The organism is Acrocarpospora corrugata, from assembly GCF_009687845.1.
GTDB classification, from domain to species: Bacteria; Actinomycetota; Actinomycetes; order Streptosporangiales; family Streptosporangiaceae; genus Acrocarpospora; species Acrocarpospora corrugata.
In genome coordinates this window covers 24,954-48,047 of sequence record NZ_BLAD01000062.1, presented here as the reverse complement: position 1 = coordinate 48,047, position 23,094 = coordinate 24,954, and the positions used below count along the sequence as shown (strand labels likewise).

Annotated in this window: 21 protein-coding genes; 10 read left to right on the top strand and 11 right to left on the bottom strand. The window is 70.6% G+C overall.

Annotation, left to right across the window (positions count from 1 at the left end; genetic code table 11):
• Window positions 1-7: 7 nt before the first annotated feature.
• Genes Acor_RS24310 through Acor_RS24295 form a run of 4 tightly spaced genes read right to left on the bottom strand, consistent with a single transcriptional unit; the run spans window position 8 to window position 2,407 of the window.
• On the bottom strand, window positions 8-655 hold the full coding sequence (locus tag Acor_RS24310) for an HAD family hydrolase (RefSeq protein WP_155339048.1): 648 nt from the start codon (window positions 653-655) through the stop codon (window positions 8-10).
• A complete protein-coding gene (locus Acor_RS24305; protein WP_246239049.1) occupies window positions 646-1,071 on the bottom strand; it encodes a PTS sugar transporter subunit IIA in 426 nt (141 codons plus the stop codon). The genes Acor_RS24310 and Acor_RS24305 overlap by 10 nt, the downstream gene beginning before the upstream one ends.
• A 30-nt stretch (window positions 1,072-1,101) precedes the next feature.
• Window positions 1,102-1,338: a PTS sugar transporter subunit IIB gene (locus Acor_RS24300; RefSeq protein WP_155339046.1), complete on the bottom strand. Its 237-nt coding sequence runs from the start codon at window positions 1,336-1,338 to the stop codon at window positions 1,102-1,104.
• A 34-nt stretch (window positions 1,339-1,372) separates the two neighbouring features.
• Window positions 1,373-2,407: an SIS domain-containing protein gene (locus tag Acor_RS24295; RefSeq protein WP_155339045.1), complete on the bottom strand. Its 1,035-nt coding sequence runs from the start codon at window positions 2,405-2,407 to the stop codon at window positions 1,373-1,375.
• A 109-nt stretch (window positions 2,408-2,516) separates the two neighbouring features.
• On the opposite strand from Acor_RS24295, the gene Acor_RS24290 reads away from it, so the two are divergent.
• From Acor_RS24290 to Acor_RS24275, 4 genes are all read left to right on the top strand, one after another.
• A complete protein-coding gene (locus tag Acor_RS24290; protein WP_155339044.1) occupies window positions 2,517-3,251 on the top strand; it encodes a GntR family transcriptional regulator in 735 nt (244 codons plus the stop codon).
• Between the two features lie 25 nt (window positions 3,252-3,276).
• A complete protein-coding gene (locus tag Acor_RS24285; RefSeq protein WP_155339043.1) occupies window positions 3,277-4,605 on the top strand; it encodes a PTS transporter subunit EIIC in 1,329 nt (442 codons plus the stop codon).
• Window positions 4,606-4,683: 78 nt separating this feature from the next.
• Entirely contained in the window at window positions 4,684-6,477 is a 1,794-nt protein-coding gene (locus Acor_RS24280; RefSeq protein WP_155339042.1) for an AfsR/SARP family transcriptional regulator, read from the top strand.
• A gap of 145 nt (window positions 6,478-6,622) precedes the next feature.
• Complete coding sequence (locus Acor_RS24275) at window positions 6,623-7,090, top strand: Rv3235 family protein (protein WP_155339041.1); 468 nt, start codon at window positions 6,623-6,625, stop codon at window positions 7,088-7,090.
• A 49-nt stretch (window positions 7,091-7,139) separates the two neighbouring features.
• On the opposite strand, the gene secA is transcribed toward Acor_RS24275, so the two are convergent.
• The gene (gene secA / locus Acor_RS24270; RefSeq protein WP_155339040.1) at window positions 7,140-9,947 is read right to left on the bottom strand and encodes a preprotein translocase subunit SecA; all 2,808 of its coding nucleotides are present in this window, start codon (window positions 9,945-9,947) and stop codon (window positions 7,140-7,142) included.
• A 250-nt stretch (window positions 9,948-10,197) separates the two neighbouring features.
• Here secA and Acor_RS24265 point away from each other — a divergent pair, with 250 nt between their 5' ends.
• Window positions 10,198-10,497 (top strand): HGxxPAAW family protein, encoded by a 300-nt coding sequence (locus Acor_RS24265; RefSeq protein ID WP_155339039.1) that lies wholly within the window; start codon window positions 10,198-10,200, stop codon window positions 10,495-10,497.
• Window positions 10,498-10,580: 83 nt separating this feature from the next.
• Entirely contained in the window at window positions 10,581-11,786 is a 1,206-nt protein-coding gene (locus tag Acor_RS24260; protein WP_155339100.1) for a winged helix-turn-helix domain-containing protein, read from the top strand.
• Here Acor_RS24260 and Acor_RS24255 read toward each other — a convergent pair.
• The 6 genes from Acor_RS24255 to mtrA all read right to left on the bottom strand — a co-directional run bounded on the left by Acor_RS24255 (window position 11,779) and on the right by mtrA (window position 18,854).
• On the bottom strand, window positions 11,779-12,507 hold the full coding sequence (locus Acor_RS24255) for a response regulator (protein ID WP_170317056.1): 729 nt from the start codon (window positions 12,505-12,507) through the stop codon (window positions 11,779-11,781). The genes Acor_RS24260 and Acor_RS24255 overlap by 8 nt on opposite strands.
• 173 nt (window positions 12,508-12,680) lie before the next feature.
• On the bottom strand, window positions 12,681-13,349 hold the full coding sequence (hpf, locus tag Acor_RS24250) for a ribosome hibernation-promoting factor, HPF/YfiA family (protein ID WP_155339038.1): 669 nt from the start codon (window positions 13,347-13,349) through the stop codon (window positions 12,681-12,683).
• Between the two features lie 544 nt (window positions 13,350-13,893).
• A complete protein-coding gene (locus tag Acor_RS24245) occupies window positions 13,894-14,616 on the bottom strand; it encodes a ComF family protein (RefSeq protein ID WP_155339037.1) in 723 nt (240 codons plus the stop codon).
• A 34-nt stretch (window positions 14,617-14,650) separates the two neighbouring features.
• Window positions 14,651-16,408, bottom strand: a complete 1,758-nt coding sequence (locus Acor_RS24240) for an LpqB family beta-propeller domain-containing protein (RefSeq protein WP_155339036.1) — start codon at window positions 16,406-16,408, stop codon at window positions 14,651-14,653.
• The gene (gene mtrB, locus Acor_RS24235) at window positions 16,398-18,164 is read right to left on the bottom strand and encodes an MtrAB system histidine kinase MtrB (protein ID WP_155339035.1); all 1,767 of its coding nucleotides are present in this window, start codon (window positions 18,162-18,164) and stop codon (window positions 16,398-16,400) included. Before mtrB ends, Acor_RS24240 begins: the two co-directional genes overlap by 11 nt.
• 12 nt (window positions 18,165-18,176) lie before the next feature.
• A complete protein-coding gene (gene mtrA, locus Acor_RS24230) occupies window positions 18,177-18,854 on the bottom strand; it encodes an MtrAB system response regulator MtrA (RefSeq protein WP_155339034.1) in 678 nt (225 codons plus the stop codon).
• 295 nt (window positions 18,855-19,149) lie between these two features.
• Between mtrA and Acor_RS24225 the strand changes: the two genes are divergently transcribed.
• From Acor_RS24225 to Acor_RS24210, 4 genes are read left to right on the top strand one after another with little or no spacing between them, the layout of a single operon-like run.
• Window positions 19,150-20,397 (top strand): DUF7847 domain-containing protein, encoded by a 1,248-nt coding sequence (locus Acor_RS24225; protein WP_155339033.1) that lies wholly within the window; start codon window positions 19,150-19,152, stop codon window positions 20,395-20,397.
• On the top strand, window positions 20,394-21,017 hold the full coding sequence (locus Acor_RS24220) for a DUF4129 domain-containing protein (RefSeq protein ID WP_246239047.1): 624 nt from the start codon (window positions 20,394-20,396) through the stop codon (window positions 21,015-21,017). The genes Acor_RS24225 and Acor_RS24220 overlap by 4 nt, the downstream gene beginning before the upstream one ends.
• Window positions 21,014-22,138 carry a DUF4350 domain-containing protein gene (locus tag Acor_RS24215; RefSeq protein WP_155339032.1) on the top strand — a complete coding sequence of 375 codons (1,125 nt, stop codon included), beginning with the start codon at window positions 21,014-21,016 and terminating at the stop codon, window positions 22,136-22,138. Before Acor_RS24220 ends, Acor_RS24215 begins: the two co-directional genes overlap by 4 nt.
• Window positions 22,135-23,088 (top strand): AAA family ATPase, encoded by a 954-nt coding sequence (locus tag Acor_RS24210; RefSeq protein WP_155339031.1) that lies wholly within the window; start codon window positions 22,135-22,137, stop codon window positions 23,086-23,088. The genes Acor_RS24215 and Acor_RS24210 overlap by 4 nt, the downstream gene beginning before the upstream one ends.
• Window positions 23,089-23,094 lie beyond the last annotated feature (6 nt).

Genomic DNA, 23,094 nt, shown 5'->3' with positions numbered 1-23,094 from the left:
CCTCTACCTACGCGGGCGGTCCAGACCACCCGGTTATCGGCCATTCGACACCGGTGAGATCGGCGACGACAAGGTCAGCATGCGCCAATTCGCCGGGATGGTGGGTTGTCGCCAGTCCCACGCACGTCATACCCGCCGCGCGCGCGGCGGCAATCCCGGCCAGCGAGTCCTCGAAGACCACGCAGTCGGCGGGCTCGACGCCCAGCCGCGCGGCGGCCGTCAGGTACGCCTCCGGGTCCGGTTTGCCGGCGGTCACGTCCTCGCCGGACACGATGGTCTGGACCGCGTCGCGCACGCCCAGCCAGCCCAGCCGGTCCTCGGCCCACCACCGCCGCGCCGAGGTGACCAGCGCGGCGGGCGCGCCGGCGGCGGCGACGGAACGGACGAAGTCCACCGCGCCGGGCACGATCTCGATCTCCGGCAGCCCCGGCCGCAGCGCGTAGTCGCCGATCTCGGCCAGCAGCGCCTGCGCGTCGGCTCCCGGCAGCAGCCCGCCCAGCACGTCGAGGACCCGCCGCCCCATGAAGCCGCGCAGCACGTTCTCGTCGTGCTCGACCCCGTGGTTGTCCAGCAGCAGCGCCCACATGGCCAGACTCCGCGCCTCGGAGTTGATCAGTGTGCCGTCCAGGTCGAAGAGTGCCGCGGTCAGCCCCATTGGAACAACTCGTCTCCGGCGTGTACGGGCCCGGCCGCCACCCGCAGCACCGAGGAGGCGGGCGCGTCCAGCGCCACCACCGGGCAGATCGGTGAGCGCCCGCCCGCCTCGACGTCGGCGGGGTTCCAGGACACCACGGGCTGACCCGCCGGCACCAGGTCGCCCTCGGCGGCCAGCAGGTCGAAGCCCACGCCCTTGAGCTGGACGGTGTCGATGCCCAGGTGGACCAGGACGCCGCGGCCGTCGGGGCCCACGATCACGTACGCGTGCGGGTGCAGTTTCACGATCCTTCCGGAGATGGGGGCGACCGCGACACCCGGCTCCCTGGCCGGGTCGACGGCCGCGCCCGGACCCACCATGGCTTGGGAGAACACCGGATCCGGCACGGCGGAGAGGCTGATCGCCGCGCCTGCCATCGGAGCCAGCACAGGTGTCAACAATCCCCCTCAGCCGATGATGTCCTCGATGTCGCTGGCGATCGTGTCGGCCTCCGGGCCCACCACGACCTGGACGATGTTGCCCGCGGCCATCACCCCGTGCGCGCCCGCGGCCTTCAGCGCGGCCTGATCCACCTTGGCGGCGTCCCGCACCTCGGTGCGCAACCGGGTGATGCACGGCTCGATCTCGATGATGTTGTCCACCCCACCGAGGCCGGAGATGATCGCCTGAGCGTCTGCCGCCATGGTCAGCCTCCTCGTTATGGATCTGTGATTCACCCTAATCGGTCTGGGTGACCTTGTTCAGACCACGGGGCGCGTCCGGGTCGATCCCGAGCCTGCGCGCCAGCGCCTCGGTGAGCAACTGCCCTGGCACGATGAGACCCATCGGCGCGGCCCACTCCGGCAGGTCGGGCCCGTGCAGCGACGCGGTCGAGACGGCCGCCAACCGGTTCCCGCCCCCCACCCCGAACGCCGAAGCCCCCGCTCCGGTCACCCGCTCGGCCAGCGCGATCGTCCCGGCCAGCGTCGGCCCGTCCCCGGCCGCGACCAGGATGGCGGGCGTGTCCTCGTCCACCACGGCGATCGGCCCGTGCAGCAGGTCGGCGTAGGACAGCCCCATGGCGTGCAGGTAGCACGCCTCCTTGAGCTTCAGCGCCAGTTCGAGCGCGGTGGAGAACGCCAGCCCCCGCCCGGAGACCACCACTCCCGGCTTGTCGGCCAGCCCTTCCACCAGCGCGTCGAGGTCGCCCGGGTCGTCGATGAGCTTCTGCACCGCGTCCGGCACCCGGTCCAGGTCGGCCGCGTTCACGTCCGCCCCCAGCCCGAGCGCGAGCACGGCCATCGCCGCCAGCTGCGTGGTGTAGGTCTTGGTGGCCGGGACCGCCTTCTCCTCCCCCGCGACCGTGCACAGCGCCAGGTCGGCGGCGAGCGCGAGCGGGCTCTCCGGGCCGCCGTTGGTGATCGCCACCGTCCGCGCCCCGCAGTCCCTGGCCCAGTCCAGCGTCTCCACGATCTCCTCGGTACGCCCCGACTGGGACACCGCCACCGCGAGCACGCCGTCCAGGTCCAGCCGCCGCTTGTAGGTGGTCGCGATCGACGGCGCGGCCAGCGCCGACAGGCGTCCGGCGTGGGCCTCCACCAGGTACCGGCCGTAGACTGCGGCATTGTCAGATGTGCCCCGGGCGATGAACAGCAGCTGACGTGTCTGGTCCCCCAGTCGCCGTACCTCCTCGACCTGGGGCAGCAGGGCGTCCAGTGTGGCCCGGAGCGCGGCGGGCTGTTCGGCGATCTCGCTACGCATCTTCGTCGTCATCTGGTGCTCATCCTGTTATAGGTCCGTACGTTGACAGGGAAATCGGGCCTGTGGTCTAGTCCGGACTAGACCAGTAGGAACCTTATCTAATACGAGAGGGGAGGCAACAGTGGCCCAGATCGATCCGGACAGCCCGGTGCCCAAGTACTTCCAGCTGCGCGAGATCCTGCTGGACCTGATCGAGAGCAACGAGCTCTCGATCGGCGCGGCGATCCCTTCGGAACGCGAGCTGTGCCAGCGTTTCGGCCTCTCCAGGATGACCGTCCGGCAGGCGGTGGACCATCTGGTCTCCGAGGGGCGGCTGCACCGCGTCCCCGGCAAGGGCACGTTCGTGGCCCGGCCGAAGATAGAGCTGGCTCTCCAGCTGACCTCCTTCAGCGACGACATGCGCGCCAGGGGCCTGGAGCCGGGCTCCCGCGACCTCGATCGCCGGGTGGTCCGGGCCAGTGCCCACCTCGCCCGCGAGCTCGGCATCCAGCCCGGCGACGCGGTGCACTTCATCGAGCGGCTGCGCACGGCGGACGGGGAGCCGCTGAGCATCGAGCGCGCCCACATCCCGGTGGCGCTCGCCCCCGACCTGGACGCCTTCGACCTGTCCGGCCGCTCCCTGTATGCCTTACTGGAATCCCGGTACGGGCTGGTGCTGGACGCCGGTGAGCTGACCATCGACGGCGGGATCGCCGATCCGAGCGACGCAGACCTGCTCAAACTGCCGCGCGGCGGCGCGGTGCTGCTGCTGCAGCGCCGCTCCTACACCGGCGGGGTCTGCGCCGAACTCGGGGTCTCCACCTACCGCGCGGACCGCTACCAGCTCCGCACCCTCCTGGAGCCGCGGCGGCTCTAACCTCCCCTCACCTTGGAGGATCACGATGAGTTCCAGCTCCGCCGTGATGGGCGTGCTCCAGCGCCTGGGGCGCTCGCTGATGCTGCCGATCGCCGTCCTGCCCGCCGCCGCGCTGCTGCTGCGCTTCGGCCAGCCCGACATGCTGGGCTCGAACGGCGCCGAGCCGGGCGGCTTGGCCGACGTGGCCGGTTTCGGGTGGATGGCGAACGTGGCCAAGGTCTTCGCGAACGCCGGTGACGTGCTGTTCGGCGCGCTGCCGCTGCTGTTCGCGATCGGGGTCGCGATCGGCTTCGCCCGGAAGGCGGACGGGTCGACGGCGGTGGCGGCACTGGTGGGGTATCTCATCTTCGACCGGGTCTCCAAGGGCCTGTTCTTCGACGCGCCCGCCTCTGATGTGGTCCACCAGCGGGTGGCGCAGCAGGTGGTGGGCGCGGACGGCAAGCCGGTCGAGGTGGTCAACTGGGCGGCAGGGAACCCGACCGGGGTGCTGGGCGGCATCATGATCGGCATCGTGGCGGCGCTGCTCTGGCAGCGCTACTACCGGATCAAGCTCCCGACCTGGCTGGCGTTCTTCGGCGGGCGGCGGTTCGTGCCGATCGTCACCGCGCTGGCGGGGGTGCTGCTGGGCGTGGTGTTCGGGCTGATCTGGCCGCCGATCGGCGAGGTGATGAACAACTTCGGCTCCTGGCTGGCCGACAACAACGTGGTCGGCGCGGGTGTGTACGGCACCGCCAACCGCCTGCTCATCCCGCTCGGCCTGCACCACATCATCAACTCGATCGTCTGGTTCCAGGTGCCGGGCTGCGTGGTCGGCGGCGCCCAGTTCACCGGCGACCTGACCTGCTACCTGCAGGGCGCGGACGGCGCGGGCTCGTTCATGACCGGCTTCTTCCCGGTGATGATGTTCGGCCTGCCGGCCGCCGCGATCGCGATCTGGCGGGCCGCCCCGGCGCACCGCAGGACCACGGTCGGCGGCATCATGATCTCCGCGGCGCTGGTCTCGTTCGTCACCGGCATCACCGAGCCGATCGAGTTCGCCTTCATCTTCGTGGCCCCGGTGCTGTTCGTGGTGCACGCGCTGCTGACCGGCCTCTCGATGGCGCTGACGACGGCTCTGGACGGGCGGCTGGGCTTCGGCTTCTCGGCGGGGGCCTCGGACGCGCTGCTGAACATCGGGAAGGCGAACACGCACAACTTCTGGCTGGTCATGCTGATCGGCGTGATCTACGCGGCGGTCTACTACCTGGTCTTCAGCTTCCTGATCAGGCGGCTGAACATCATGACCCCGGGCCGCGAGCCGGAACCGGACGTGGATTCCGGCGAAAGCGTCGAAACTACGCAATCAACGACCTAACCCTAAAGGTACGACCTCCTACGACCTTCCTCCCGTACAGTGGGCAAAGCGATTTCCCGACCTGTCACGGGGGGCTTCATGTTGACGATCCAGTTGCTCGGTCCGCCGTACGTCGAACGCGACGGAGTGGCGATCCGGCCGCCGCGCGGCCGCAAAGCCTGGGCCCTGCTCAGCTACCTGCTGCTGGCCGAACGCCCGCAGGGCCGCCGCCATCTGGCCGAGCTGCTGTTCGGCGACGCCGAGGACCCGCTGGGCGCGCTCCGCTGGGCGCTGGCCGAACTGCGCAGGGCCCTCGACCTCCCCGACGTCCTGACCGGCGACCCGGTGCGCCTGGCGTTCGGCGACCGGGTGACCGTCGACGTGCACCAGGTCGTCCGCGACGACGCCGACCCCGCCCCGCTGCTGGCCGCGGGCGGCGACCTGCTGGCCGATATGAACCTGTCGGCCAGCCCGGCGTTCGAGTCCTGGCTGCTGGTGGAGCGGCATCGGGTGTCGGCCAGGATCGAGGCGCGCTGCCGACAGGTCGCGGTCGCCCTCCTCGCCGCCGGACAGGCCAAGGAGGCGGTCGGGTACGCGGCGCGCGCCGTCGCCCGCAACCCGCTCGAAGAGGGCAACCACGAACTGCTGGTCCGGAGCCTGGCCGCGACCGGCGACCGGACCGCCGCGCTCCGGCAGATCGCCGTCTGCGAGGACCTGCTGCGGCGGGAACTCGGCCTGGACGCCTCCGCCGCGCTCCGCGAGGCGGCCGCCGTCAGCACCGGCAACCCGGTGGCCCCGGCACTGAGCGGGCGGGCGGCCGGCTCCAGCCAGCTCGACGCCGGCCGGGCCGCCATCGTGGCCGGGGCCGTGGACGCGGGCCTGCAGTGCCTGCGCCGGGCCGTCGCCGAGGCGGCCCGTTGCGGCGACGCCGGGTTGCAGGGCCGGGCGCTGGCCGCGCTGGGGGGCGCGCTGGTCCACGCCGTACGGGGCCGGGACGCGGAAGGGTCGATCGCGCTGCACGAGGCGATCACGCTGAGCATCCGCACCGGCGACCGGGCCACGGCGGCGCGGGCCTACCGGGAGCTCGGCTTCGTCGAGGTGCAGGCCGGGCGGCGGGACACGGCCGGGGCGTGGCTGAGCAAGGCCCAGGACACGGCCGAGACCGACGCCGAGTTCGCCGCGCTGCTCGGACTGCGCGGCATGAACGCCTCCGACCACGGCGACTACCCGGCCGCGTTCGGCTATCTCAACGACTCCGTCGAGCGGGCCGTGCGCTGCGAGGACCACCGCCAGCAGGCCTGGTCGCTGTCCATCCTGGCCCGCGCCCACCTGCTCAGGGCCGAACGCGACCAGGCCGCCGCCGCCTTGCAGCGCTCGCTGGACCTGATACTCAAGCAGCGCTGGATGGCGTTCCTGCCCTGGCCGCAGACGCTGCTCGCCGAACTCGACCTCATCGCCGGGAAACTGGACGAGGCGGGCGACGCGCTCGAACACGCCTGGGAGCTGGCCTGCCAGCTCGGCGACCCGTGCTGGGAGGGCATGGCCGCGCGCGGCCTCGGCCTGCTCAACGCGACCAGGGCCGACTACCGGACGGCGACGAAATGGCAGGACGAGGCGGGCTTCCGCTGCGTCCGGGTGCCGGACCGCTACCAGTGGGTGCACGCGTACGCGCTGGACGCGGCGATCGCGACCGCCGTGCGGCAGGGGGACCGGGACCGGGCCGTGCCGCTGCTGGACACGCTGGCGCAGCTGGCCGCCCACTGCGACATGCGGGAGTTCGTAGTGCGCGCGCATCTGCACCGTTGGCGGCTCGGGGACGGCGCGGCCCTGGGGAGTGCCCGGCGGCTCGGCGCGACCATCGACAATCCGGCGCTGGAAGAGCTGTTCGCCTAGTTGCGGACGGGCCGGAACGGTGGATCTTCGGGGCGAATCGCCGTACAAGGCTGGAGATCCCGGGAAAGTTGGCATGGAGGTATCCGGGGGCGAGGGCCGGAATCTCTTGTAGGGGACCGAATGTCCGGCCCCCCTCGGAGACTCGATGCCCAAGCCGTTCCCCCTCCCCCGGCTCGTGCCCGTCCCCCCGGCCGACCCGCCGTACGACGACGAGCCCCAGACCAGCGGCTCGCTCGCGCTGGCCTACCGTGCTGCCCCCGACCCGGCACGGGACCGGCGGCCACTCATCCTCGGCGCCTCCGGCGGCATCCCCGACGAACGGCGCCTGCGCGGCCTCGGCCAGGCGCTCGCCGAGATCCTCGCCGGTCGGAGACCACCCGAGACCATCCAGGACCGGATGGCCGACCGCGCCTACGCCGAACTGATCCGGGCCGGCAAGATGATCGACACCCAGCGCCCGCCGATGGTCGGCGTCCCGCACGTGCAGTCCCCCCACCCGGGCGCGGTGGAGATGTGCCTGCTCGTGCACTGCGGCACCCGCAGCCGCGCCCTCGCCGTCCGCCTGGAGCGGTACGGCACGCAGTGGCTGGTCACCGACTTCGAAACCGCCTGAACGGCGAAGCCCGCGCCGGGCGAACCGGCGCGGGCTTCGGCACCACGTGTTACGCGGACGCGTGCTTCGGGTCCCCGTGGCAGCGCTTGTACTTCTTGCCGGACCCGCACGGGCACGGCGCGTTCCGCTCCACGTTCCCGTAGGCGGCCCGCTGCTCCGGCGTCGAACGCACCCGGTTGACCTCGACCTCGCCGCCCTCACCAGGCGCCGAGTAGATCATCTCAGCGGGCTTGGAGGGCCGCCTGAGCGCCTTGGCGATGATCGAACTCGCCTCCGCGACGGCCGTGTCGCCCTCCGCCTCGCCGGACTCGTAGCTGATCGGGTTCTCCTGAACCTCGATCTGCACGTTGAACAGCCAGCGGACCGACTCCTCCTTGATGCCTTCCAGCATCGCGGCGAACATCTCGTAGCCCTCCCGCTGATACTCGATCAGCGGGTCCTTCTGGGCGTAGGCGCGCATGCCGATGCCCTCCTGGAGATAGTCCATCTCGTAGAGGTGCTCGCGCCACTTGCGGTCGATGACCGAGAGGATGACCTGCCGCTCGACGTGCCGCAGCACGGGAGCGCCGGTGTCGGCCTCGCGCCGGTCGTAGGCGGTGAGGGCGTCGCCCTTCATCTTGTCCGCCACGAAGTTCGCCTCAAGGTCGCCCAGCGAACCGCCGGCCTCCTCGATCAGCTCGGCGGAGGTGGTCTTCACCGGGTAGAGCTCGGCGAACGCCTTCCACAGCTTGTCGAGGTCCCACTCCTCGGAGAAGCCCTCGGCGGTGGCGCCCTTGACGTAGTCGTCGACCACTTCGCCGATGAAGGTGCGCACCTGCTCGTGCAGGTCGGCGCCCTCCAGCACCCGCTGGCGCTCGGCGTAGATCACCTTGCGCTGGCGGTTCATCACCTCGTCGTACTTGAGGACGTTCTTGCGGATCTCGAAGTTCTGCTGCTCCACCTGGTGCTGGGCGGAGGCGATGGCCTTGGAGACGATGCCCGACTCGATCGGCTGGTCCTCGGGGATGTTCAGCCTGGTCATGATCATCTCGACCCTGGCCGAGTTGAACAGCCGCATCAGGTCGTCCTCAAGGGACAGGTAGAAGCGGGACTCGCCGGGGTCGCCCTGCCGGCCGGACCGGCCGCGGAGCTGGTTGTCGATGCGGCGCGACTCGTGCCGCTCGGTGCCCAGCACGTAGAGCCCGCCGATCGAGACGACCTCCTCGTGCTCGGCCGAGACGGCCTCCTTGGCCTTCTCCAGCGCCTCGGGCCAGGCCTTCTCGTACTCCTCCGGAGTCTCCACCGGGTCCAGGCCGCGCTGGCGCAGCTCCAGGTCGGCGCGGAACTCGGGGTTGCCGCCGAGCATGATGTCGGTGCCTCGGCCGGCCATGTTGGTGGCCACCGTGACCGCGGCCTTCCGGCCCGCCTCGGCGATGATCGCGGCCTCGCGGGCGTGGTTCTTCGCGTTCAGCACCTCGTGCCGGACGCCCTGGCGCTTCAGCATCCGGGAGAGCCGCTCGGACTTCTCCACGCTGGTGGTGCCGACCAGGACCGGCTGGCCCTTCTCGAACCGGATCTTGATGTCGTCCACGCACGCCTGGAACTTGGCGTCCTCGCTCTTGTAGACCACGTCGGCCTGGTCCTTGCGGACCATCGGCATGTTGGTCGGGACGGGGACGACGCCCAGCTTGTACGTCTGGTGGAACTCGTTCGCCTCGGTGGCGGCGGTTCCGGTCATGCCGGCGAGCTTGCCGTACAACCGGAAGTAGTTCTGCAGCGTGATGGTGGCCAGGGTCTGGTTCTCGTCCTTGACCTTGACGCTTTCCTTGGCCTCGATGGCCTGGTGCATGCCCTCGTTGTAGCGCCGGCCGTGCAGCACGCGGCCGGTGAACTCGTCGACGATCAGCACCTCGCCGTCGACGACGATGTAGTCCTTGTCCTTCTTGAACAGTTCCTTGGCCTTGAGGGCGTTGTTCAGGAACTGCACCAGATGGGTGTGCTCGGGCTTGTACAGGTTGTCGATGCCGAGGATGTCCTCGACCTTCTCGACGCCCGTCTCCAGGATGCCGACGGTGCGCTTCTTCTCGTCGACGACGTAGTCGCCGGTGCTGTCCTCGCCGTCCTTGCCCTCGGCGCCCCTGCGGAGCCTCGGCACGATCTTGGAGAACTCGGCATACCACTTGCCGGACTGCTCGCCGGGCCCGGAGATGATCAGCGGGGTCCGCGCCTCGTCGATGAGGATCGAGTCCACCTCGTCGACGATCGCGTAGTTGTGCCCGCGCTGCACGCACTCCTCGATGGACTGGGCCATGTTGTCACGCAGGTAGTCGAAGCCGAACTCGTTGTTCGTCCCGTACGTGATGTCGGCGTTGTACTGCTTGCGGCGCTCGTCCGGCGGCATGTTGGCCAGGATCACGCCGACCTCGAGGCCGAGGAAACGGTGCACCCGGCCCATGGTCTCGGCGTCGCGCTTGGCCAGGTAGTCGTTGACCGTGACGACGTGCACGCCCTTGCCGGCGATGGCGTTCAGGTAGGCCGGGAGCGTACAGGTCAGGGTCTTGCCCTCACCGGTGCGCATCTCGGAGATGTTGCCCATGTGGAGGTTCGCGCCGCCCATGATCTGCACGTCGAAGTGCCGCTGGCCGAGCACCCGGCGGGCCGCCTCGCGCACGGTCGCGAAGGCCTCGGGAAGCAGGTCGTCGAGGGATTCGCCGGCCTCGTGCCGCTGCCTGTAGTCCGCGGTAAGCTCGCGCAGCTCGGCGTCGGTGAGGGCCTTGAAATCTTCTTCAATGGAATTGACCTGCTCGGCGAGGCGCTTGAGCTTACGCAGAGTCTTGCCTTCGCCGGCGCGAAGAATCTTGTCGAGAATGGCTGCCACTGTTAGTAAAGCTCCTCGCAGGTCTACCCCGGCGCATCCACCGGGGTTGAGGACAAGACATACTTCCCCGCTGCCATCGTAGGCCGTTCCACCACCGGACACAGCCACCCGACACAGCTGTCTGACGCCGGGTGCGGGCGGAGCGGAGGACCCAGGGGCATACCGACGGGGCATGTCGATAGGCTCAACCCTGACAAACGTACGAACGAGGCTCCGTGTTCCGGCGGGGCGGGTCAGGTAGGTAGCGGATATGGCAGAAACTGCGCACCAGGGCAGTCACGGGGGCAGCGCCAAATCGTGGCTCGCCGTCTCCGTCATCCTCATCGGCTTCACCGTCGGCGGGGTGGCGCTGACCGGGCTCGGCGGCAGCCCCAACTGGCTGTTCGTCTGGGTCGGCGTGGGCATCTGCGCGGTCGGCGGCCTGCTCGCGCTGGTCTTCGACATCTTCTCGGACGTGATCGTGGACGCGCCCCGGGCGCTGGCGGCGCAGGAGCACCACTCCCCGCACGAGCACAAACTTGAGCAGAAGGCCCTCAACGAATTGAATTAGTCCCGAAATATCAGGGCTAATCGGGCCGGTCCGAAACCGGTGTAGTCGTTTTGTCGGTCGCGGGTCCTAGCATCGGGTCTGTGATGGACTCGGTGCGTGATCTGACAGCCGACGAGGCCCGGCGGCTGATCCTGCGCGCCCAGGGCTTCCTGGGCGCGGAAGGCCGGCGCGGCGGCGCCCCCGCGATGCTGCGCCGCCTCGGCGCCGTCCAGCTGGACACCATCTCGGTGCTGGCCCGCTCGCACGAACTGGTGGCCTACGCCCGGCTGGGCGCCGTCGGCCGCGCCACGGTCGAACGGGCCTACTGGAGCGGCGACGCCTTCGAGTACTGGTGCCACGCCGCCTGCGTCCTCCCCCTCGAACACTGGCCGCTCTACGGCTTCCGCCGCCAGGCCTTCCGGGACCGCCGCTTCCGCTGGCACGAGGTGCCCCCCACCATCGACAAGGTCCTGGACCGGGTCCGCGCCGACGGCCCGGTGACCACCACCGACATCGGCGGCGCCAAGAACGGCGGCCCCTGGTGGGACTGGTCCGACTCCAAGATCGCCATCGAGTTCCTGCTCGACATCGGCGAGGTCGTCTGCGTCAAGCGAGTCGGCTGGCGCCGCGTCTACGACCTGGCAGAACGCACCGTCCCCGGGCACCTGCGCGAGACCGAGCTCACCGACGCCGAGGCCGTCGCCCGGCTCACCCGGATCGCCGGCGAGTCCCTGGCCGTCGCCACCCGCGCCGACCTGGTCGACTACACCCGCGTCAAAGGGCAGCACGCGGCGCTGCTGGACGAGGCCCTGCACAGCGGCGCCACCGGCCTGGTCCCCGTGCACGTGGCCGGCTGGCCGCCGGCCAGGACCCGGCGCGCCTCCGACCGCACCACCGGCGTCACCATGACCGGCCTCCCGGCCGCCCGCAGCACCACCCCGAACGCCTGGGCCGACCCGGCCGCGCTGGCCGGCGGGGAGCCCAGGGGCCGGCACCGCACGACCTTGCTCTCCCCGTTCGACTCCCTCGTCTGGGACCGCGCCCGGACCGAACGCGTCTTCGGCATGACCCACCGCCTGGAGGCGTATGTGCCGAAGGACAAGCGCGTGCACGGCTACTTCGCCATGCCGGTCCTCTCCGGCGGCAGGCTCGTCGCCCGGGTCGACCCGGCGCGCGAAGGGAACACCCTCATCGCCCGCCAGGTCACGCTCGAACCCGGGACCAAGTCCCTGGACGCCGTGCATGCGGCCCTGGCCGAGGCCGCCACCTGGGTCAACTGCACCGACGTCCGGATCGACCGGGTCAGGTGATCTCCAGGAGGCGTTCCCTGACCGCGTAGACGACCGCTTCCATCCGGGAGTGCAGCTGGAGCTTCTCCAGGATGTTGCGGACGTGGTTCTTGACGGTGTTCTCTGAGATGAAGAGTTCCTTCGCGATTTCGCGGTTGTTCATGCCCTTGGCGACCAGGCGGAGGACTTCCATCTCCCGCTCGGTGAGGCGGGGGACCGGGAGCTGGGGCGGCCGCTCGGCTTCCTTGCGGCTGATGCTGGCGAATTCGGTGATCAGTTTGGTCGCCATGGCGGGATTGATGAAGGACTGGCCGCCGTGCACGCCGCGGACGGCGTCGGGGACCTCGTCGATCTGGACGTCCTTGAGCAGGTAGCCGGTGGCGCCGGCCTTGAAGGCCTCGAACAGGTCCTCTTCCTCGTCGCTCGCGGTGAGCATGATGATCCGCGTGGTCGGCATGCTCTCCTTGATGCCCCGGGTCGCCTGGATGCCGTCCCTGCGGGGCATGCGCACGTCCATCAGCACCACGTCGGGGAGCAGGCGTTCAGCGAGCTCGATGGCCTCCTGGCCGTCGCTCGCCTCCCCCACCACCTCGATGTCCTCCTCCGCCGCCAGCGCCAGCTCCAGGCTGCGCCGGATCAGCGAATGGTCGTCGACGATCAGGACCCGGATCGGCTCGGCACGACCAGCTTCGTTACGACCAGCAGAGCGGGCCACCTCGTCTCGCTCGCTGCGCTCACTCACAGCTCCTCCTCGTGGGGGGCCAAGGTCGCTGGATCGCCATCATGACACGGCGTCCAGGCCTGGCGAGGATCTTCATGTTCCGATCTACATAGTGCGGCACAGCCCCGGGCGCCCCGCACCATCAGCTGGTGTGGGGCGCCGGTTACTTCGATGAAGGGTAGGCGGAGAACAGGTCAGCTTTCGACGAGCCGGAGCACGCCGTAGTCGTAGCCATGGCGCCGGTACACGACGCTGGGCTGCCCGCCCTCCTTGTCGCGGAACAGGAAGAAGTCGTGGCCGACGAGTTCCATCTCCAGGAGCGCCTGGTCGATGGTGATCGGGTCGGCCTGGTGGAACTTCTCCCGGACGACCAGCGGACCGTCGCCGTCCTGCTCGATCGGGATGATGGGCTCGGAATAGCCGTTGCGCTTCTGCGGTGGGACGTACTCGTACTTGCGTTCTGGCTCGGCTGCGGAGGACCGCGTCGAGTCGGCCTCCTGGTTCACGTCGGCCAGGGCCGCGGTGAGCTCGGCCACCGAGGGCGGGGCGTTCTTCCCGTGATGGATCTTGCGCCGGTCACTGAGCCGGCGCAGCCGTGACTCGAGTTTGCCGAGGGCGATGTCGAGGGCCGCGAACCGGTCGTCGGCCGCCGCCTCGGCTCGGATCGCCGGGCCCTTGCAGTGGATGGTGAGTTCCACTCGCTCTCGCTGATCCGCCATCCGCGGATTCCGCTCCTTGGACACTTCCACGTCCACGCGGATGAGTTTGTTGTCCAGACGCTCGATTCTGGCCAGCTTGGTCGTCACGTGATCACGGAATCGGTCACTCACTCCGGTGTGCCGTCCCTTGACGATGATGTCCACGCAAAAGCCCCCCTTCGCCTCTCGACTGACATGAAGGAACACCCGCCCGGCCGACCTGGTCTTCGTCCCCACATCCGCCTGCTGAGGGGTTCGCGGCCTTTGCCACTACTGCCCTTCTCTTCTGGCGGGGGACATCTGGACCCCCGGGAAGGCAGGACTTACCTCTAAGCCGCACCGTGATCGGTCGACCAAGAGTCGCCTTACGTGGACCGTTTAGCCTGCGGCTGGCATCGGCTAGCCAGACCGAGACCCGCTCCGCCCGCACGCGAGCGGGGAGGGTCGGAGTCGGTCCGGCGCAACCACGGACCCGGACGGGTGCCATGTCCTGAACGCTAGTCGCTACCGGCCCGAATGTCAGCCGTAGCCTCTCCTGGAAGATCACGTTCGGTGATTTTCCGTGGCGGTGGCGTGGGTAGGACTCGCCAGTGTTTGGTGAGGTTGCCTCCTCTATGCGAACGTCAGTCAACCCGTCTGACCAGGGGGGCTGGCGTGGTTTGGCCATGGAGGTGTAGCCATTCGGCCAGACCGTTATTTAACTGTTTCTTTACCTACGGTCACGTCCCAAATTTCGATCATCCCGGGCGTGTCGCGTTGCGGTCGCCCGCTTCCTGGTGGCCGCGACCGTCACCGCGAGCGGCGTTTCCAGGCCCGCCGCGCGCAACGCCGCCGCCGCGGCGGCCAGGGTCGCGCCGGTGGTCACCACATCGTCGATCAGGACGGCCAGCGGGCGCCCTGGGGGGCCTGTCGGACCGGGCCGAGCCACAAACCCACCGGCCAGGTTCGCGGCCCGCTCGGGCGCGCTCAGCCCCGCCTGATCGGCCACCCGCCGCCGTGGCCGCAGCACCGGCGCGAGCGTGACCGGCCAGCCGGCGGCCCGCAGCTCGGGTACGGCCAGGGCCGCCATCCAGCGCACCGGATCGTGTCCCCGGCGGCGGGTCGCGGCGCGGGCGCTCGGCACGGGCACCAATTGCGCCTCCCGCCGCGACCGGCCCATCGCCACCGCCAGAGTCCCGGCCAGAGCGGCACCCAACGCGGGCGCGAGGGTCACCCTTCCGCGTTCCTTGTGAGCCAGCAGCACCCGCCGCACCGCCCCCGCGTACTCGGCCGCCGCCCAGCACTCCGGCAACCCGGGCGGCGGATTCTCCGGCGGTCGCGGCCTCGGCTCGGCGCACATCAGCGCCGTGCACACCGGGCAGACCGGCTCACCAGGGACTCCACACCCGGCGCAGCGTGCCGGCAGGATCAGATCGAGCAGGGCGGCGAGCACCCGCCCACCCTGCCGGTCGGCACCGACAGAAAGCTCAGCCCAGCGGGTAGAGCACGTACGTCACGCCCGACTTGATGGTGGTCGCCCACTTCGTGTCGCCCCAGGTGCGGAGCGCGCCGTCCTCGTCAACCGCGAGCATGTGGCCGGGCGCGGCCGTGATCGAGCTGACCCGCTTGTCCACGGTCGGCGTCTCCGGGTCGCCGCCGCCCGCGATCGAGTAGACCGCCAGCGACTGCTGCTTGGCCTTCTCGCTGAGGACCACCAGCGTCCCGTCGTCCTGCCAGGCGATGTCGACGATGGTCCGGCCCTCCTCCGGCGGGACCAGGGTCTCCAGGCCGCCGACGCGGTAGTCGCCGAGCCGGACGATCACGCCGATCTGCACGCTCTCGCCGGCCCCGCCGTCGGAGATGATCGCGGTCCTGACTCCGTCCCTGGCCACCCGGAACGCCTTCACGTCCACCGACTCCAGGTCGGGCGCGCTGACCGGGATGGCCTGGCCGTCCCTGGCCCGCCAGACCCGGGCGCCGGGGTTGACCAGGGTGCCGGTGCTCTCGACCGACCAGACCTCGCCGTACCGGTCCCAGGACGGCGGGGTGAGTCTGCCCTCGGCGGTGATCCAGCGCTGCCACTGGCTGCCGTCGACCAGGTCGGCGACCCAGATGCCGGGTTCCGGGCGGAGCGCGGCCACCCGGGTGTAGGGGGTCTCGGCCAGGGCGGGGTTGCTGAAGGCCTGGTTGGGCTGGCCGGCCACGCCCGGCACCGGCTGCGGCTCCTCGGTGCCGGTGCGCGGCTGCTTCATCAGCCTGCCGTCGTGCACGTAGTAGCCGAGGGCGTCGTTGGGGAGCCCGGCCGGGTCGTAGCCGACGTACTCGCCGCGCTGGAAGCGCAGGCCGCCGCCGGGGAACGGCTCACCGTTGACGGTCACCACGATCGGCTGGTTGGCGACCGCGCTGAAGGTCCAGGCCAGCTGGGCCTTCATCACCTGCAGCCGCTCGGGGAAGGCGGCCAGTTCGGCCAATTGGCCGCTGAAGTCCATCACCACGGCGTCGTCCTCGACCCGGATGTCGTGCAGTTCCGTGCCACGCGGGAAGGTGTTCTGCACGCCGTCGGCGAGCGGTTTGCTGGGCCCGCGCAGCAGGCGTTCGATCAGCGACTCGGGGAAGCCGCGTACGGGGTCGATGGGCAGCCGGACCCGGTCGGCGACCAGCCCGACGCTGCCGACGTCGGGGTAGTAGAGAGTCACCGAACGGTAAGCCCGGGACAGGTCGTCCGGCCGCAGCAGCAGTCCTGGCGGCGCGGCCGAGATCCGCCACTGGCCGTTCAGCTTGACCAGCGCGATGCGCTCGCTGCTCTCCACGTCGGTCCCGATGGCGTGGTAGCGGCCCTGCGGATCGATGGTGGCGATCTTCTTGCCCTTGATCGGCAGGGTGTACTCGGTGGCGTCCGGCTCCGGCAGCTCGGAGGCGGTGAACTTGCAGTCGCAGATGACGGCGTCGGCCTCGGCCGGATTCCACTTCGCCTGCGCCTCGGGGGTAAGGTACTTCCTGGCGATCACCCGGCTGGTGTCGTCGAACCCGGCCATGGCCGCCTGGAAACCCTGCACGATCTCCACCGGGGTGGCGTCCGGCTTGGGCTCGGTGGCGATGACGCGGACGTAGGGCTGGCTCAGCGGATCGCTGCCGCCATCCTCCTTGTCCACGGTGGTGGGGTTGCCGCTGGACGGCACGATGGTGCACGCCGATATCGCCCCCAGCGCGACCAGCCCGGCCAGATAGCGGCGTTTAGTCGACATCGAACACCCCAGACTCGCCCGTCGCGGCCGACAGCGCGGGCGTCGCGTGCCCGCGCCAGGTCCGCCGCATCTCCACCTCGGGCGGGACGAGCGGCAACGGCGAGCCCTTCAGTTCGGTCCCGGCGAGCCGGGGCAGCGACAGCCGGAACTGGGTGCCTTCCCCGGGCGAGCCCCAGGCCTGCAGCCAGCCGCCGTGCAGGATCGCGTCCTCGCGGGAGATGGCGAGCCCGAGGCCGGTGCCGCCGATGGTCCTGGCCCGGGACGGGTCGGCCCGCCAGAACCGGTCGAAGACCATGTTCTCCTCGCCGTGCCGCAGCCCCACCCCGTGGTCGCGGACGGCGACCGCCACCGCGTCCCGATCGGCGCCGAGCGCGACCACGATGTCCTTGCCCTCGCCGTGCTCGATCGCGTTGAACAGCAGGTTGCGCAGGATGCGCTCGACCCGGCGGCTGTCGCACTCGGCCATGCACGGCTCGTTGGGCAGCCGCAGCTCGAACCGGGTGACGTGCCGCTCGGCCAGCGCCTCGGAGTCGCCGACGGCGCGCAGCACCACGTCGCGCATGTCCACCGACTCCAGGTCGAGGGTGGCCGCGCCGGCGTCGTACCTGCTGATCTCCAGCAGGTCGGCCAGCATCGACTCGAAGCGGTTGAGCTGGGCCTGCATCAGCTCGGCCGAGCGGCTGGCCATCGGGTCGAAGTCCTCGCGGGCCTCATACAGCAGGTCGGCGGCCATCCGGACGGTGGTCAGCGGGGTGCGCAGCTCGTGCGAGACGTCGGACACGAACTGGCGCTGCACCTGGGAGAGCTCCTCCAGCTGGTGGATCTTGAGGGCCAGGTTGCTGGCCATCTCGTTGAAGGAGGTGGCCAGCCGGGCCAGGTCGTCCTCGCCGCGGACCTTGAGGCGTTCCTCCAGGCGGCCGGAGGCCAGCCGTTCCGCGGCCTGGCGGGCCAGCCGGACCGGGGTGACGACCTGGCGGGTGACCAGGGAGGCGATGGCGGCGAGCAGCAGCACCAGGCCGGCGCCCACGATGACCAGCAGCTGCAGGACCGAGGAGAGGGTCTCCTCCTCTTCCTGGAGCGGGAACAGGTGGTAGATCTCGTAGACGCCCTCGGAGCCGTAGACCAGCGAGCCGACCACGAAGCCGATCTGGTTGGGTTTGGCGTTGTCCAGGTAGCGCAGGGTGGCGGGCTGCCGCCAGTTGAGCGTGGAGCCGTTCTTCTTGAGGTCGCGGCGGAGCCGGTCGGGCACGCTGGCCGCGTCGATGCTGCCGGTGGCGCGGTCCTGGCCGACCTGGCCCTGGTTGAGGATGATCACGTCGTACCGGGAGCCGGCCCGTTCGGCCAGGTCGCGGGCGGCGAGTTCGACCGGGCTGATGGGGGCGGCCGCCTCGTCGCCGCCCTTCGGCGGCACATCGTTCTGCGAAACGGTGAAGTATCCGGCGACGCTGGCCACGTTGGCCTTCGCCTCCGCCGTCGCCGCCCGGGTCCGCCCGTCGATCATCGTCTCGGTGATCGACTGGAACAGGAACACGCCCAGCACGGCCACCACGACCATCGAGATGACCATCGTGCTGGTCACCACCCGCAGCTGCAGGGAGCGCCGGTAGGCGCTCCGCACCCGCCCGGCCCACCGCCGCGCCCGCCGCCGCACCCCGCGCGCGATCTGCCGGAACGTGCGCCTCGGCTTCTTGCCGCGCGCTTTAAGGGCGGAACCCGACAGGTTCCGCCCTGAAGCCGACGCCGAGGGGGGAGGCATGCGCTGGTACGGCTACGCGGGGCCGGCCTTGTACCCGACGCCCCGCACGGTCACCACGATCTCCGGATGCTCCGGGTCCTTCTCTATCTTCGCCCGCAGCCGCTGCACGTGCACGTTGACCAGCCGGGTGTCGGCCGCGTGCCGGTAGCCCCAGACCTGCTCCAGCAGGACCTCCCGGGTGAACACCTGCCGCGGCTTGCGCGCCAGCGCGACCAGCAGGTCGAACTCCAGCGGCGTGAGGTTGATGGTCTCGTCGAGCCGCTTCACCGAGTGCCCGGCGACATCAATGGTGATGTCCCCTATCTGCAGTATTTCCGGCGTCGGCTCGTCGGTCCGGCGCAGCCGCGCCCGCACCCGCGCCACCAGTTCCTTCGGCTTGAACGGCTTGACGATGTAATCGTCCGCGCCCGACTCCAGCCCGAGCACCACGTCGATGGTGTCGCTCTTGGCGGTGAGCATGACGATCGGCACCCCGGATTCGGCCCTGATCCGGCGGCAGACGTCGATGCCGTCCGCGCCGGGCAGCATCAGGTCGAGCAGGACCAGATCCGGGCGGGTGTCGCGGAACGCGTCGAGCGCCTTGTCGCCGTCGGACACGAACGACGGCTCAAACCCTTCTCCGCGCAACACGATGCCGAGCATCTCGGCGAGAGCGGCGTCGTCGTCGACGACCAGCACGCGTCCTTTCATGGCCCCTCATTCGTTCTTAGCGCAGTTTGGGAGGTATGGGGTGGATTTTCCGGGTTTATGGGAAGGTTACCCGCGACCACCACCTGGGTGATACACGACCATGACAAAGGATGGAGTTTAGGGGCTTGTGGGGGAACGCGCGATGATCTGACCGTATAAGGCCGAGTTCGCGGGAACTCCATGGTGTGGTCACGTTCCAAGTCTGCGCTTCGACAGCGCGTTTCTGCCATCCCGGGTTCATGGTTTCCCCATACGGAGGACTCCGGGTAGCCGTACATCATGCCAGGATTGGGACATGACAGACGGTCCCCCTGAGAACCCGCCGCCCGGATGGGCGGCTCAGCAGCCCCCCGCGTACGGCGTGCCCGACCCGGGTTCCTGGGCGGCCCCCGGTCAGCAGCCTCCGCCGCCGCCCCCGCCACCGGGGCAAATGCCGTATCAGCCCTACCCGCCCCAGCAGCCCTATCCGCAGCTGCCATACAACCCATATGGCGCGCCGGTACTGAAGCCGGGCATCATTCCGCTGCGCCCGCTGACCATGGGCGACATGTTCAATGGCGCGATGGCGGCCATCCGGACCGATCCGAAGGCGACGCTCGGGCTCTCCGCGGTCGTGGTGACCATCAGCCAGCTGGTCGCGTTCGGGATCCAGATGGTCACCATCGTCCCGCTGACCGACCTGGCCTCGATCGACGAGCGGACGCTGGAAGACGACCCGGGGCAGATCCTGGGCCCGATCGCGGGATTCCTCGGCGGGACGCTGCTCAGCGTGATCGTGTCCGTGATCGCCATGGTGGTGCTGACCGGCATGCTGACCAGCGTGGTCGGGCGGTCGGTGTTCGGTGAGTCGATCACCATCGGGGAGGCCTGGCGGCAGACCGCCGGGCGGGTGCTGCCGCTGCTGGGGCTCGGCCTGCTGCAGACCCTGGTGGTGTTCGGCATCTTCCTGTTCCCGTTCCTGGTGATCGTCGTGCTGGCCGGGATCGGGGCGCCGACCGGCGCGATCGTGCTGGTCGGCTTCCTGCTCTTCGTCGGCGGCGTGGTCGGCGCGGTCTTCTTCTACACCAAGATGAGCCTGGCAGGACCGGCGGTCGTGCTGGAGCGGATCGGCGTGTTCGCCGCCATCTCCCGGTCGTTCCGGCTGGTCCGCGGGGACTTCTGGCGGGTGTTCGGCATCCTGCTGCTGACCGGGCTCATCGTCTTCCTGATCCAGCTCGCGGTCGCCGCGCCCTTCCAGATCGCGGGCAGCGCGCTCCCCGGCGGGGACGCCACCAGCCTGGAGGAGTTCACCTCCGGCCTGTACCTGTCGACGGGGCTGGCCACCATCGGGGCCATCATCGGCGCGACCCTCTCCAGCCCGTTCTCGGCCGCCGTGAACGCCCTGCTCTACGCCGACCGGCGGATGCGGGCCGAAGCGTTCGACCTGGTCCTGCAGACCGAGGCGCTGGAACGGCAGCGCGGCGGCATGCCCACCGGGCCGCAGGACCTCTGGCATCCGGCGTACGGCTCCGGCCACCGCCCGCCGGGGTACTGGCCGCAGTGACCACCCTGCTGGACGTCCCGGTCGATCTCGGCCGGGAGGCCGCCAGGGACGCGGCGATCCGCGAACTGGCCAAGCCGATGTATCCGAGGCAATCGTGGTGGGACCGGCTGGTCGAGTGGGCCTTCGAGCGGCTGGACGAGCTGTTTCGGGCGGCCGAGGGCGTGCCCGGCGGCTGGGCCGCGCTGTTCGTGCTGGTCCTGGTCGTGGCCGGGCTGGCCGTCCTGCTGCTGCGCGCCGCCACCAGGGCGACCAGGGCCGCCTCCGGCGCGGCCGAACTGTACGACGAGCAGATCCGGTCGGCCGCCGAGCACCGGGCCGCCGCGGAGGCGCACGCGCAGCGGCAGGAGTGGGCCGCCGCGGTCCGGGAACGGCTCCGCGCCATCGCCCGTGACCTGGAGGAACGCGCCATCGTGGACGGCCAGCCCGGCCGCACCGCCGCCGAGTTCGCCACCGAGGCCGGGCGCGCGCTGCCCGCGTTCGCGGCCGAACTGGCCGCCGCCGCCCGGCACTTCGACGACGTGACCTACGGGGAGACGCCCGGCACGCCTGACGGTTACGCCAGGCTGGCCGCGCTGGACGAGAGCCTGCGGCAGGCCCGGCCGATCCTGGTGGCCGGATGAGCCGGCCCACCTCACCGCGGATCCGCGATCGGTGGCGCACCTGGCGCGGCGCGCTCGGCCTGCTGCTGGTGATCGTCGTGGTCGCCATGCTCATGGTCACCGTGTCCACCCCCCGCCCCGGCGGCTACCTGGACGCCGAGGGCACCGGCCCCGGCGGCGCGCACGCGCTGGCCGCGCTCCTGGCCGACCAGGGCGTGCGGGTCGAGCAGGTGCGCACAGTGCAGGAGGCCAGGGAGATCGCGACGCCCGATTCGCTGGTGGTGCTGACCCGGCCCGAATACCTGATGGGCGAGGACCTGCTGGACCGGATCTCCGAGCTGCCCGGTGACCTGCTGCTGATCGGCCCGATGGACCTGGTCCTGGACGAGCTGGCTCCCGGCGTCAGCGAAGGCGACTACGACCCGGCCAGAAGCCGCGAACCCACCTGCGGCCTGCGCGAGGCCGTCCAGGCCGGCAGCGCCCGCATGGGCGGCACCGCCTACCAGGTCACCGGCCCGGACGCGCGCTGCTACGAAGGCTCGCTGATCCGATACCGGCCGAACGGCAGGACCACCACCATCGTCGGCTCCGGCGACTTCATGACCAACGGCAGGCTGATCGAGGACGGCAACGCCGCCCTGGCCGTCAACCTGGTCGGCGCCCACCCCCGGGTGACCTGGTTCGCGCCCCGGCTGCCGCAGGGCGACCAGCCCACGGCGACCCTGGAGGAGCTCGTCCCCGACCAGGTCGGCTGGCTGGTCTGGAGCCTGATCGTGGCGGTCGGCCTGATCGCGATCGCGCAGGGCCGTCGGCTCGGCCCGGTGGTGACCGAGAAACTCCCGGTGGTGGTCCGCGCCGCCGAGACCGCGGAGGGCCGGGGCCGTCTCTACCGGGCGCGCCGCGCCCGCGACCGGGCCGGGCACGCGCTGCGCGCCGCCACCCTGGACCGCATCGTTCCCCGGCTGGGGCTCACCCCGGCCAGCACGCCGGACGCGATCGTGGCCGCGATAGCCGTACGGATCGGGCAGGATGCCGGACAGATCCGGCACGCCCTGTACGGCCCCGCACCCGCCGACGACACCCAGCTGGTCGCGCTGGCCCGGCATCTCGACACACTCGAAAGGCAGGTTAGAGACTCGTGACGACACCCGACGCCTCCAGGGAGGCGCTGGCCGCGCTCCGCGCGGAGGTCGCCAAGGCGGTGGTCGGCCAGGACGCCGTCGTCACCGGCCTGGTGATCGCGCTGCTCTGCCGGGGCCACGTGCTCCTGGAGGGCGTGCCCGGCGTGGCCAAGACCCTCCTGGTGCGCACCCTGGGCGCGGCCCTCTCGCTCGACTTCAAGCGGGTCCAGTTCACCCCGGACCTGATGCCGGGCGACATCACCGGCTCGCTGGTCTACGACGCCAAGACGACCGCGTTCGCGTTCCACGAGGGCCCGGTCTTCACCAACCTGCTGCTGGCCGACGAGATCAACAGGACGCCGCCGAAGACGCAGGCCGCGCTGCTGGAGGCGATGGAGGAGCGGCAGGTCAGCGTCGAGGGTTCGGCCCGTTCGCTGCCCGACCCCTTCATCGTGGCCGCCACCCAGAACCCGATCGAGTACGAGGGCACCTACCAGCTGCCCGAGGCCCAGCTGGACCGGTTCCTGCTCAAGCTGACCGTGCCGCTGCCGCCCAGGGACCAGGAGATCGCGGTGCTGGACCGGCACGCCCGCGGCTTCGACCCGCGCGACCTGACCGAGATCAAGCCGGTGGCTTCGGCCGCGGACCTGGCGGCCGGGCGGGACGCGGTCCGGCAGGTGCACGTCTCCCCCGAGGTGCTCGGCTACATCGTGGACATCGCCAGGGCCACCCGGCAGTCGCCCTCGCTCCAGCTGGGCGTCTCGCCGCGTGGCGCGACCGCGCTGCTGGCGGCGGCCCGCGCCTGGGGGTGGCTGTCCGGCCGTACCTACGTGACGCCGGACGACGTGAAGGCGCTGGCCAGGCCGGCGCTGCGGCACCGGATCCAGCTGCGGCCCGAGGCGGAGCTGGAGGGCGCGACGCCGGACGGCCTGCTGGACGGCGTGCTGGCCGCCGTCCCCGTGCCGAGGTGAGCCCCG

Bases quoted from the DNA above. Each gene is read 5' to 3' on its own strand.
- Acor_RS24310 (WP_155339048.1), bottom strand. From the start codon at position 655: ATGGGGCTGACCGCGGCACTCTTCGACCTGGACGGCACACTGATCAAC.
- Acor_RS24305 (WP_246239049.1), bottom strand. From the start codon at position 1,071: ATGGCAGGCGCGGCGATCAGCCTCTCCGCCGTGCCGGATCCGGTGTTC.
- Acor_RS24300 (WP_155339046.1), bottom strand. From the start codon at position 1,338: ATGGCGGCAGACGCTCAGGCGATCATCTCCGGCCTCGGTGGGGTGGAC.
- Acor_RS24295 (WP_155339045.1), bottom strand. From the start codon at position 2,407: ATGACGACGAAGATGCGTAGCGAGATCGCCGAACAGCCCGCCGCGCTC.
- Acor_RS24285 (WP_155339043.1), top strand. From the start codon at position 3,277: ATGAGTTCCAGCTCCGCCGTGATGGGCGTGCTCCAGCGCCTGGGGCGC.
- Acor_RS24280 (WP_155339042.1), top strand. From the start codon at position 4,684: ATGTTGACGATCCAGTTGCTCGGTCCGCCGTACGTCGAACGCGACGGA.
- Acor_RS24275 (WP_155339041.1), top strand. From the start codon at position 6,623: ATGCCCAAGCCGTTCCCCCTCCCCCGGCTCGTGCCCGTCCCCCCGGCC.
- Acor_RS24265 (WP_155339039.1), top strand. From the start codon at position 10,198: ATGGCAGAAACTGCGCACCAGGGCAGTCACGGGGGCAGCGCCAAATCG.
- Acor_RS24260 (WP_155339100.1), top strand. From the start codon at position 10,581: ATGGACTCGGTGCGTGATCTGACAGCCGACGAGGCCCGGCGGCTGATC.
- Acor_RS24240 (WP_155339036.1), bottom strand. From the start codon at position 16,408: ATGTCGACTAAACGCCGCTATCTGGCCGGGCTGGTCGCGCTGGGGGCG.
- mtrB (WP_155339035.1), bottom strand. From the start codon at position 18,164: ATGCCTCCCCCCTCGGCGTCGGCTTCAGGGCGGAACCTGTCGGGTTCC.
- mtrA (WP_155339034.1), bottom strand. From the start codon at position 18,854: ATGAAAGGACGCGTGCTGGTCGTCGACGACGACGCCGCTCTCGCCGAG.
- Acor_RS24225 (WP_155339033.1), top strand. From the start codon at position 19,150: ATGACAGACGGTCCCCCTGAGAACCCGCCGCCCGGATGGGCGGCTCAG.
- Acor_RS24215 (WP_155339032.1), top strand. From the start codon at position 21,014: ATGAGCCGGCCCACCTCACCGCGGATCCGCGATCGGTGGCGCACCTGG.